Genomic DNA, 12,186 nt, shown 5'->3' on the forward strand with positions numbered 1-12,186 from the left:
CGCCGTTCTGCGGATGCTGTGCTGGTCCGGTAGGTCGCCCTTCGACAAGCTCAGGGGGCGGCGCGGCGGTATCGAGACCCCGGGTGTCGTGGTGGTTAGAAGGGGCAGTCGGCGAGGTCCTCCTCCATTGTCGTCGCGGCTACGGCTGCTGCTGCCTTCATGAGGGCTTGGGGTGCGGCTTGCATGCGTCCTTCGGGCCGGATCGTGTAGACGTGTCCGGCGGGTGAGGTCGCTGTGAGGGTGTCGTCTCCGTTCTGAACGAACTCCCACCTGGTGTGGTGCTTCACCCGGTGGTGACCCGCGCTCAGGGGCGCCAGGTTCTCTGGGATGGTGTCTCCTCCGTAGGCGTGGTCTTCGGTGTGGTCCATGTCTGCCTGCTCCGCCGGGACCGTGCATCCCGGGAACACGCATTCCGGGTGCACCAGCCTGGCGTTGTCGATCATCGCTGCGGTGGGCCGGTAGTCCCGAGGGTCGGTGTTGAGGATGCGTCCCGTGATGGGGTCGGTGAGGATGCGCCGCCACGATGTCGCCTCGGCGGTGAGTTGGGCGGCGGTGGCGGGGTCGATGGGGCCGTAGCCGCGGAGGATCGCCGCCTCCTCACCCACACCCAACAGTGTCATCGCAGGAACCATCACATGAACCCGTCCGCGGACGCCTCTGGTCGCTCCAGGAATCGACGTTTCGCCGTTGAGCATGAGGTCGGTGAGGACATCGGCTTTCAGGTGTCCCATGCTCCGCGGGTCACCGCCAGCCTTCAACCCGGCGGCCAGTCGGACGGCACGGTCTGCGATGGCGTGGATCTCAGGGGCCGGGGCGAACAGGGTGAGGGACGCCATGCCATCCGCTGCCGGATCGACATAGATGCGCCGGGTGGCTGCTGCTTTCTCTGCCCGCTCTACCGCGGTGGATGGTTGGGCGAGCTCCACCTCGTGGCGGGCCTTCTTCTCGAGCTGCCGAGGATTCACCTCCGTTGCGAGCGCCGCCAGGCGAGCGTCGTAGGTATGCAGTGCGTCGCCCTCTAATCCGTCGGCGTGTTTCGCGATGACTTCGGCGTGCTCCCACGACATGTGCCCTGCTGACAGGGCGTGAAGGGTGAGGGGAAGAGAGCTGACCAGGGCGATGCTGGTGTCGACGAGGGTGGCGGTGCGGTGTTCGGTGCGGCGAGTCAGGAGCGCGAGTTCGGTGACGAGCTCGATCCTCTCGACCCGGGCCGTTGACCACACGGGCCCGGCGGTGGACGTGTCGACGGGGGCTTGCCGGTGGAGCTGGCGGGCAGCCTCGGTGACGCGTCTGGCCCTGACCGCAGACAGGCGGGCTATCTGCGTGTCAAGGGCGGCGACCTCATCAAGCGCGACCAGGTACGGGTCAGGCCCGGAGGGTGGGGATTCGAATGTCATGGGACAAGTCAAACAGTGACCACCGACACTGGGTGGCGACAGGTATTCGACACTTGATCAGGGGATATTGCTGTGGATAACTCTCGCGATCGATGCCCTGTGGAGGAGTAGTCGTACACGGCCCGGGAGCCCTTCGACAGGCTCAGGGAACGGGGTCTCGATACGCGGTGCTCGTTCCTCGCGACCGCTATTCGACCGGCGCCATGGAGGGCGCGCAGCCGTGCCCGATGTCCCCCGCGCGGGGGATGCGGCCTGTCGGACGCTCCCCCTAGGGTGGGTGACACGCGCCGGGTTCGCGCACGCGCATCGAAAGATCGCACGACGGGGAGCGGCCCGAATGTCCATCGCAAGACGGAAATCGTAAGACGGAAAGCAGGCGGCTATGTCTTTGGAAGATCCACTACAGACAGATCCAGCACACACCGACCCAGCACACACCGATCCACTACAGATCGATCCAGCCCAGGTTCTCCCCCCAGTAACGGATGCTCAGGGCCCGGCCCTCGAGATCCGCGGCCTCACGAAGCGATTCGGCGACAAGATCGCCGTCGACAACCTGGCTCTCACCGTTCCCTCCGGCTCGTTCTACGGGCTCGTCGGCCCCAACGGCGCCGGAAAGACCACGACCCTGTCGATGGCGACCGGCCTTATGCGGCCTGACGCCGGCGACATCACCATCCACGGTGTGAACGTCTGGCACGATCTGCTCAAGGCGAAGCGCCTGGTCGGGGTGCTCTCCGACGGCGTTCGGCTCTTCGATCGCCTGACGGGCACGCAGCTCGTGACCTATGCCGGGCTGCTCAGCGGCATGAGCCGCGAGACTGTCGCCGAGCGCACACACGACCTGCTCAATCTGCTCGATCTCGAATCTGCCGGCGGCACGCTCGTGGTCGATTACTCGGCGGGAATGACCAAGAAGATCGCCCTGGCCTGCGCCCTCGTGCACGCGCCGAGTCTGCTCGTGCTCGACGAGCCGTTCGAGTCGGTCGATCCAGTGTCTGCGGCGAACATCCGCGACATTCTCGACGGCTTCGTCAAGTCCGGCGGCACCGTGATCGTGTCGAGCCACGCCATGGATCTCGTTCAGCGCATGTGCGACCACGTCGCCGTGATCGCCCAGGGCCGTGTGCTCGCCTCAGGCACAACAGAAGAGGTGCGCCAGGGCTCCACGCTCGAAGACCGTTTCGTCGAACTCGTCGGGGGTCGCCGCACAGGAGAGGGGCCGGAATGGTTGCGACTCTCGTAAGGCTGCGCTTTCTCATTCTGGCGAACAGCCTGAAGGGAAAGCCCTGGCAGATCGTCGCCGTGGTGATCGGCGGACTCTATGGACTCGGCGTTCTCTTCGGTGTGGTCGCGGGGCTTATCGCGCTCAGCTTCGCGCCGAGCGAACTGGCCCGCACCGTCACGGTGCTGGGCGGCGCGGCAACGATCCTCGGCTGGATCGTGCTGCCGCTCATCGGCCCCGGAACAGACCAGACCGTCGAGCCCTCCCGGCTGGCCATCTTCCCCATTCCGCTCAACCAACTCGTGCTGGGCCTCCTCGTCAGCGGCGTTCTCGGCGTTCCCGGAATCGTCACCTCGATCGCAGCCCTCGCAACGGCGGCGACGTGGTGGCAGCATCCGCTCGGCGCCATCGCGGCGATCATCTGCGCCGTGATCGGAGTTCTCACATGCGTCGCCGGTTCGCGGGCGATCACCGCATTGAGCTCGGGAGTCGGATCGGGCCGCCGCTTCCGCGAGGCCAAGGGAATCCTCTTCTTCATTCCCCTGATCCTCCTCGGCCCGATCATGATCGGCCTCACGGCGCTGCTGCGCAGCTCAGCGGATGCCCTCCCCGGCATCGCGGACATCGTCGCGTGGACACCGCTCGGCGCGATCTGGTCGGTTCCCGGCTACCTCGTGACCGGAGATCTCGGCCGGGCGGCGGCCGGATTCGTTATCGGTCTCGCGACCCTCGCCATCCTGCTGATCGTCTGGCGGTCGAGCCTGCGGCACGCACTCGAGAACCCGGCTCGCGCGTCGTCGCCCGCGATGAAGGGAACCCGCAAGCTGGGCCTCTTCGGAGTCTTTCCGGCCACGCCCTGGGGTGCGGTCGCTGCGCGAGCACTCACCTACTGGCTGCGCGATCCGCGCTACGCGCAGTCGCTCATCGTCATTCCGCTGATTCCCGTTCTGCTGTTCGTATATTCAGGAAATATGGGCAGCATGGGCGTGCTCAATGCACTCGGACCGGTCGTGGCGCTGCTGTTGGCGCTGTCGATCTACACCGATGTCTCATACGACAACACGGCGTTCGCGCTTCACCTGTCGACGGGCGTATCGGGCCGCGACGACCGGCTCGGTCGGGTAGTTGCCCTGGGCGTGTTCGCCGTACCGGTGTCGGCGCTGCTGACCATCGCGTCGGTGTGGTTCACCAACTCGTGGCAGGTGCTGCCCGGGTTGCTCGGAATCGTGTTCGGTCTGCTGCTTTCGGGATTCGCGCTCTCGTCGGTCATCTCCGGTCGGTTCGTGTTCCCCGTTCCGGCGCCCGGCGAGAGTCCATTCAAGGCGCGTCCCGGTGGTGGCTTTATGCTGACGCTCACCACCTTCGCCACCTGGGGAGCACTGGTCGTGCTCGTGCTTCCCGAGGCAGTCCTGGCCGTCATCGGCTTCGTCACTGGCGACGCGATCTACGGCTGGATCGCGCTGGCGGTGGGGTTGGTGCTCGGAGGCGGCATGCTCGTTGCCGCCGTGCGCTGGGGAGGATCGATTCTCGACAAGCGCGGCCCGGAGCTGCTCGCCGCGCTGCAGGCCGGCAAGTAGCCGCGCTGCTTGTAACCTCGAGGTATGCACGGCAGCATCCATTCGCTCTACCGTTATCCGGTCAAGGGGCTCACTCCGGAGCCGCTCGACCGGGTAGCGCTTGAGGCGGGACGGGCGTTCCCGTTCGATCGCCTCTTCGCGCTCGCCAAGCCGCAGGGCGCGTATAACGCCGACACGTTCGTTCCCGTGTCGAAGCGCGAGTACTACGTGCTGCTCAACACCGATCGTCTGGCGGGGCTCGCCGTCGGATTCGACCCGGAGACGGGTCTGATTCGCGTGACCGTGCAGGGGCATCCTGTGCTTGAGGCCGATCTGAGTACCGAAGCCGGCCGCGCCGAGTTCGTCGAACTCTATGCACGCGTGGCTGATCTTCCCGACGGTGAGCGGCCCGTGCTGGCCGAGCAGCCCGGCTATAACTTCACAGACCAGGCCAACAACGGCTCCCGCATGATGAACACGATTTCACTCATCAACCGCGCGTCCATTCGCGAGTTCGAGGCCAGAATCGGGCGCGAACTCGATCCGCTGCGCTTTCGGGCCAACGTGTACATCGAGGGCCTCGAGCCGTGGGTCGAACGCGACTGGATCGGGCGGGAGCTGCAGCTCGGGGGCTCCGGCGGCGTCACCGTGCGCGTGGTCGAAGAGACCGAGCGCTGCGCTGCCACCGAGGTCGACCCCTCGACGGCTCGCCGCGACGTGCCCGTGGTGCGCCTGCTGCACGAGAACTACGGACACGAGATCATGGGCGTCTTCGCCGAGGTGCTCTCTGTCGGAACCCTCGCGCCAGGCGACAGCGTCGCGGTGCCCGATGCGGCGACGGCCGCATGACCGCATCAACGACGACAGCCGACCTGACAGTCGTCGTCGCAGCCCGCCGGATGCTCACGGCCGACGTCTGCGAGTTCGAGTTGCGTCGCCGAGACGGCGGGCTGCTCGAGCCGGCCGAGCCGGGAGCCCACATCACGGTGCACACGCCGTCGGGTGAGGCGCGCAGCTACTCCTTGACCTCAGATGTGAGCGATCTCGGCCGCTACGTGATCGCGGTGCGACGCGACGAGGGCGGCCGCGGAGGTTCGCGCAGCATGATCGACGAGGTGAACGAGGGCGACTCGCTCACGATCTCCTCGCCCCGCAACGCTTTCGAGCTGATGGATGCTCCTGCGTACCTTCTCGTCGCGGCCGGAATCGGCATCACGCCTATTCGCGCGATGCTGCTCGAGCTGCGCAGACGCGGTGCGGCAGACGTTCAGCTGGTGTACCTGAGCCGTTCACGCGCCGAGACCCCCTACCTCGACGAGCTGGTCGAGATGACACTGAACCGGCCGATCACGCTGCACCACCGCTCGCTGCACGGGGCGCTCGACTGGTGGCCTCTTCTCGAGTCGCCGGGTGAGCGGCACCTCTATGTGTGCGGTCCGGAGTCGCTGCAGAACGAGCTGCGCGCACTGACGATGCACTGGCGCCCGAGCCGCGTGCACATGGAGGACTTCGCCGGGATCTCGGCCTTCGGAGGCATCAGTCTGCCCTTCGTTCTCGAGTGGCAGCCGTCGGGTGTCAGCATCGCGGTGTCCGAGACCCAGACGATGCTGGGTGCTCTCGAGCGCGCCGGTATCGATGCCGACAGCTCGTGCGGAAGCGGCACCTGCGGCACCTGCCGACTGCGGTTGATCGACGGCGAGGCCGATCACCGCGACGTTGTGCTCTCCGAGAGCGAGCGCCGCGACTTCGTTATGCCCTGCGTTTCGCGGGCGTTGAACAAGGGTCTGGTCGTCGCACCTCTCTGAACAACCCCGGCATGGGGAGTTCTCCCCATTTACTCTGGGTCGTGTCCCCGTGCTTGAATGTCCCGGTGCACCCGTGCCCATTTCAGGGGTGCATCCAGTGCATAAAATGACGTAACCGACGTGAAGATGAGGATCGTGTGAGGCTCTTCGAGGCATTGCGCCGCCGCAAGGCGACAGCTGCGTCGGTGGCGACCGTCACGGTCTTTTCGCTTGCGGTCACCACGATGGCATTCCTTTATCAGGGCATCACCACGGCCGACGTCGAACTCAACGACGGGGGCGTCTGGGTCACGAAACCCTCCGGCCTCCTCGTGGGTCACCTCAACTACCAGGCCCAGCTGCTCGACGGCGGCCTCAAGATGACGTCGAGCGACTTCGACATTCTGCAGCACGACGAGACGGTCATCACCGTCGACCACGCCACCGGATCGCTGGCGCCCATCGACCCCGTGTCGGTGACACTGGGCAATGCCGTGGCCCTGCCGGCCGAGTCATCCGTGACCATGGGCGGCAACACTCTCGCCGTCGTCGACAAGACCGGCGACCTCTTCACCACGCGCGCCAGCGACGTCGCCAACTTCCTTCCCGACCCAGACAAGCCGCTGCTGACGCTCGGCTCCGGCGCCGCGGCGACGGTGGATGTCGATGGCGGGGTTCACGCGTTGTCGCCGACGTCAGGCGAGATGGTCACCATCGCGCTCGACGAGAACGGCGCACCGCTCGAGCCCGTGAAGAACGGGTTTCCCGAGACCGAAGACGACGCAGCCCTCACGATGACGACCGTCGGTGACGACGCCGTGGTGTTCGATTCGGCCAACGGCATCGCCTACCTGCCGGGTGGCAAGAAGGTCGATATCGCCGATTCGACCGGCGGCGTGCTGCAGGAGACCGGCCCCGCATCGGATGCCGTGCTCATCGCCACAGCCACCTCACTCATCCGTCAGCCCCTCGACGGCGGAGCCGCCACCGTGACCTCGGCGGGCAAACCGGGCAAGCCGGCCGCGCCCGTGTACCTCGCAGGCTGTGCCTACGCCGCCTGGGCCATCTCGAACGCGTACCTGCGCGACTGCGCCGGCGACGACAAAGACGTCGAGACAACCATCGACGGCCTCACCGCCCAGGCCCAGCTCGTCTTCCGCGTCAACCGCAACGTGGTCGTGCTCAACGACCTCACCTCGGGCGCCGTCTGGCTCGTCAACCAAGACATGAAGAAGGTCGAGAACTGGGACGACATCGTTCCCCCGCCGGACGAGACGAAGACCGACGAAGAGGACGACAGCACCGAAGAAGAACTGCAGGTCATCCTTCCCGAGCGCAGCGAGATCAACAACCCGCCCATCGCCGAAGACGACCAGCTCGGCGTGCGCGCAGGCCGCACCATTGTGCTGCCCGTGCTCGACAACGACTCCGATCCCGACGGTGATGTGCTCACCGCCACGCTCAAGGGGCCGCAACCGTCGATCGGCGAGGTGCAGCCCATTCTCGGGGGTGTGGCCATGCAGATCATCGTCGACCCCGAGGCATCCGGCACCGGCACCTTCACCTACACGGCCGACGACGGCCGCGGCGGCACAGCGGATGCCACGGTGACGCTGACCGTCAAGGCTCCCGGCACGAACGAGGCTCCGGTTCAGAAGCGCGTTCCGAAGGTGCTCTGCGAGGTCGGCTCGACCTGCTCATACAACGTGCTGCCCGATTGGATCGACCCGGACGGCGACGACATGTTCGTGCGCTCGGCCACGGCCGACGGTGCCAACCAGGTGCAGTTCCGGGCCGACGGAGAACTCACCTTCACGGCCCTCGACCCCGATCCGGGTCGCAAGACCGTGACCATCGTCGTCTCAGACGGCGTGACCGACACCGAGGGCACCGTCGCCTTCGAGGTGCGCGAGTCGGGAACCCTCGTTCCTGTCACCAACGGCGACCATGTTGTGACACGTGCCGGCCAGCAGGTCACCGTGTCGCCCATGGCGAACGACTACGCCCCCAGCGGTGCCCCGCTGCGACTCGCGAAGGTCAACGAGGTTCCGGGCGGCACGATCACGCCCGACTACACGACAGGAACGTTCGACTTCACGTCGGCCGCGCCCGGCGACTACTACGCCCAGTACCTCGTGACGGATGGCCCGAAGTCCGCTCCCGGTATCGTGCGCATCACCGTAGTTGGCGACACCTCTGCCGACAAGCCCCCGATCGCCGTGCGCGACGTGGCCCTGCTTACGAAGGGCCGTTCGGTACTCACCGACGTGCTCGCCAACGACTTCGACCCCGCCGGTGGCATCCTCGCCGTTCAATCGGTGCAGGTTCCCGAGGGGCTCGGCGTGAGCGTCGAGGTTCTCGAACACCAGGTACTGCGCATCACCGACACCGGTATCTCCGAACCGACAAGCATCAGTTACACCGTGACCAACGGGGTCAAGTCGGCCAAGGGCGAAGTCTTCATCATCCCGATCCCGGCACCGGAGAGGCTGCTGCCCCCGGTCGCCACAGACGACACGGTGACTGTGAGGGCCGGCGACGTCGCAACGATTCCCGTGCTCAACAACGACTATTCGCCCAACGGCGACACGATCACTCTGGCGCCCGCGCTCATCGCGCCCCTGATCGACCCGGCCGACGGAGACATGTTCGTGGCGCAGGACACGTTGCGCTTCAAGGCCGGCCCTGTGGCCAAGACGGTCTACGCCACCTACGAAGTCGTCGACAGTCAGGGTCAGCGCGACGCCGGCTACGTGACCATCCAGATCGTCGGCAACGACGAGGGAGCAAACTCCCCGCCCCGCCCGCGCGACGTCACGGTGCGGGCCCTCGAGGGCACGACCGTGCGCATCCCGATTCCCCTCGACGGAATCGACCCCGACGGCGACTCCGTTCAGCTCGTCGGCCAGGGCGACGCTCCGAAGAAGGGCCGCATCAGCGAGGTCGGGCAGTCGTGGCTTGAATATGAGGCCTACCCCACCTCGGTCGGAACGGACGTGTTCACCTACACCGTGCGCGACCGTAAGGGTGCCGAGGCGTCGGCCACCATTCTGGTGGGCATCGTTCCCTCGTCGAGCGCGAACCAGCGCCCCTACGCGGTGAAAGATACGGTCTCGGTGCGGCCCGGCCGCACCGTGGCGGTCGACGTTCTCGCGAACGATTCCGATCCCGACGGCGACCCGATCGCCATCCAGAAGAACGGCCTCACGGTGCCCGAGGGCATGACGGGCGAGATCGACCGCGGGCGAGTTACTGTGACCGTGCCGAAGACGCCGGGCGATTACCCGGTGCAGTACACGATCGTTGATCAATACGGTGCGACCGCCGTGGGTCAGCTTCTCGTGACGGTGAGCCCGGATGCGACGCTGCAGGCGCCGATCGCCCGTGACGACCTGGTGCAGGTCGCCGACGTGGTGGGACGCACGACAACAGACGTCGACGTGAAGAAGAACGACGACGACCCCGACGGCACGATTGACGCCCTCGATGTGTCGGTCACCAGCGGCACCGCGACGGTTCGCGGCAACGGCCAGCTGCGCATCCCGCTCACGCCCGAGTCGCAGATCATCACCTACACCGTGACCGATGTCGACGGGCAGAAGGCGTCTGCGTTCGTGTTCGTTCCCGGGCTCGAAAGCGCGCATCCGGCACTCAAGGCGGGCACTAAGCCGATCGTCGTGAACAGCGGCGAGACAATCAGCGTTCCCCTCTCCGACTATGTCGTCACCGGCAACGGTAAGGACGCCCGAATCACGCAGGCCGACAAGGTGGCGGTGTCGCACGGCAACGGGGCGAACCTCGTGACCGACGCGACCACCCTCAGCTACACCTCCGCCGAGGGCTACTACGGCCCTGATGCACTGAGCTTCGAGGTCACCGACGGCACCGGCCCCGACGACCCCGACGGCAAGAAGTCCACACTCGTCATTCCCATCACCGTCGTCTCGAAGACCAACGTGTCGCCGACCATGAGCGGTGGCGCAGTGAACGTGGAGCCGGGTGGTGACGAGGTCGAACTCAACCTGCGCACGCTGTCTCGCGACCCCGACGAGGGCGACCTCGAGAAGCTCACGTACAAGGTCGTCGGCGAGCTCCCGCAGGGCATCTCCGCCTCAACGGACAAGCAGACGCTCAAGGTCAAGGCGGCCGGCAACGCGGCCAAGGGCGACTCACCGATTCAGATCGAGGTCACCGACGGGCAGAGCAAGCCGGGCACGGGAACCGTCACGGTGACCGTGGTCACGTCGACCAGGCCGAAGCCCAGTGCGACCGACGACGTGGTGCCCCAGGCCAATCAGGGCGAGACCCGCCAGGTCGACGTGCTGTCGAACGACTTCAACCCGTACCCCGAGAACCCGCTGAAGATCCTCGAGGCGGTCGTCGAGACCGGCGACGGTCAGGCAAGCCCGGCCGGCAGTGGCGTTGACGTGACTCCCGCGGCCGACTTCGTGGGAACGATGGTGGTGCGTTACCGCATCGCCGATTCGACCGGCGACCCGGAACGCCAGGCCGATGGTCGCATCCGACTGACGGTGCAGGGCAAGCCCGACGCCCCGACGACGCCGAGCGTCACGAGCATTCAAGACCGCACGGTTGTGCTCTCGTGGACTCCGCCCGTGAACAACGGCTCGCCCATCACCGGCTACACGGTGAAGAGCCCGCAGGGGTACTCGAAGCAGTGCGCCTCGACCACGTGTACGCTCGACGGCCTCACCAACGACGTCGAATACACCTTCAACGTCACGGCGACCAACGGTGTCGGCGAGTCCGACCCTTCGCCCTCGTCGGCGCCCGCCCGCCCGGATGCCCGCCCCGATCGCCCGGCCGCGCCGACGCTGGTCTTCGGCGACAAGAGCATGACGGTCAACTGGGTCACGCCATCCACCCCCGGCTCTGCGGTCACCTCGTACAACCTCGAGATCTCGCCGGCCCCCGCGCGCGGCGCGGTACAGAAGACCGGCGTCACGGGCAACTCCGTGGTCTGGGAGGGTCTGGAGAACGGAACCGCGTACCAGGTGCGGGTGCAGGCTGTGAACCGCGCGCCCGATCCCAGCGACTGGAGTTCGTACTCGGCCACGGAGATTCCGGCGGGCAAGCCGTCTGCTCCAGCCGCTCCCACGACCACGCCGTCAACGGCGGTCGGCGGGCAGGCTCAGATCACGGTCTCGTGGACCGCGCCGTTCGCCAACGGCGACCCCGTGGCCAGCTACACGCTCGAGACGCTGAAGGGCGGCTCGGTCGTGAACACGCTGCCCGGCATCACGGGAACGAGCGCGAATGTCGTTGTGTCAGTCGACACCACCGACTACACATTCCGTGTCTCCGCCGTCAATAAGGCGGGTTTGTCCGATCCGAGTCCTCAGTCGGCACCACGTCGTGCCGCGATCGCGCCTGGCGCCCCGTCGAGCGTGAGTATCACTCCCGCGGATCGAAGCGTCGATGTAACGTTCGGCGACGCGGCGGGCAACGGTTCGACCCAAGACGAGTTGACGTACCACTATCGAGTCGACCAGAGCGGCGCCACGGGGACGCTTCCGCGCAACTCCGGAACGATCGGCGGATTGACCAACGGAACGAACTACACGGTGACCATGTGGGCCACGTCGAATGTCGAGGGTGTTCAGCCGGGAGCGGAGACCACATCAAACGCGGCTGTGCCGTACGGCCCTCCAAATCAGCCCGGTGCGAGCGCCAGCCCCAACGACACAAGTGTGACGCTCAGCTGGAGCGCACCTGCCGCAAACGGTCGCGCGATCGTCAAGACGGAGATCTCGATCGACGGCGGCGGCTTCACGGAAGTTGAACCTTCTGGCAACCGCACGGTGGGCAGCGGATACTCCGAAACGCATAGCATCACCGTTCGCGTTACTGACGAGGCAGGTCAACAGTCCTCCAACTCCGCATCCGCGGCGAGCAGACCCGAGCCGGACAGCACGACCGTGACGGTGTCCAAGGGAGGCAACGCTCAGGGACAACCGAATTGTGCTACCTCAGGCTGCCGATTCGTCGTTGTGCAAATCTCTGGCTCTGCTGGAGGAAACTTCAGTGTCGAGTACCACTCGAACCGTCCGGGAACTGAAAATTGGGAATCCGGAACAATCAACGGTAATGGCACCGCGAGCGGCAAGTACTGGGGATACACCGGTTACGACGTCTGGGTGACGATTACGGGGCCCAATGGCAAGAAGTACGAGTCGAACCACGTCCCGTGGTGACGCGATGAC

Annotated in this window: 6 protein-coding genes; 5 read left to right on the top strand and 1 reads right to left on the bottom strand. The window is 66.2% G+C overall.

Annotation, left to right across the window (positions count from 1 at the left end; all coding sequences use genetic code 11):
* Window positions 1-95 precede the first annotated feature (95 nt).
* Window positions 96-1,397: an HNH endonuclease signature motif containing protein gene (locus TZ00_RS18815; RefSeq protein WP_052521425.1), complete on the bottom strand. Its 1,302-nt coding sequence runs from the start codon at window positions 1,395-1,397 to the stop codon at window positions 96-98.
* A gap of 382 nt (window positions 1,398-1,779) precedes the next feature.
* Between TZ00_RS18815 and TZ00_RS09045 the strand changes: the two genes are divergently transcribed.
* The 5 genes from TZ00_RS09045 to TZ00_RS09065 all read left to right on the top strand — a co-directional run bounded on the left by TZ00_RS09045 (window position 1,780) and on the right by TZ00_RS09065 (window position 12,177).
* Window positions 1,780-2,643, top strand: coding sequence for an ABC transporter ATP-binding protein (locus TZ00_RS09045; RefSeq protein ID WP_084606010.1), 864 nt, complete (start codon window positions 1,780-1,782; stop codon window positions 2,641-2,643).
* Window positions 2,625-4,199, top strand: a complete 1,575-nt coding sequence (locus tag TZ00_RS09050; protein WP_044440989.1) for a transporter — start codon at window positions 2,625-2,627, stop codon at window positions 4,197-4,199. The genes TZ00_RS09045 and TZ00_RS09050 overlap by 19 nt, the downstream gene beginning before the upstream one ends.
* Window positions 4,200-4,223: 24 nt before the next feature.
* Window positions 4,224-5,027 carry an MOSC domain-containing protein gene (locus TZ00_RS09055; protein ID WP_044440991.1) on the top strand — a complete coding sequence of 268 codons (804 nt, stop codon included), beginning with the start codon at window positions 4,224-4,226 and terminating at the stop codon, window positions 5,025-5,027.
* On the top strand, window positions 5,024-5,983 hold the full coding sequence (locus TZ00_RS09060; protein ID WP_044440993.1) for a PDR/VanB family oxidoreductase: 960 nt from the start codon (window positions 5,024-5,026) through the stop codon (window positions 5,981-5,983). Before TZ00_RS09055 ends, TZ00_RS09060 begins: the two co-directional genes overlap by 4 nt.
* Window positions 5,984-6,120: 137 nt before the next feature.
* Complete coding sequence (locus TZ00_RS09065) at window positions 6,121-12,177, top strand: Ig-like domain-containing protein (protein ID WP_044440995.1); 6,057 nt, start codon at window positions 6,121-6,123, stop codon at window positions 12,175-12,177.
* Window positions 12,178-12,186: the final 9 nt, after the last annotated feature.

This window comes from Agreia bicolorata (assembly GCF_000938265.1).
In the GTDB taxonomy this organism is placed as follows: domain Bacteria; phylum Actinomycetota; class Actinomycetes; order Actinomycetales; family Microbacteriaceae; genus Agreia; species Agreia bicolorata.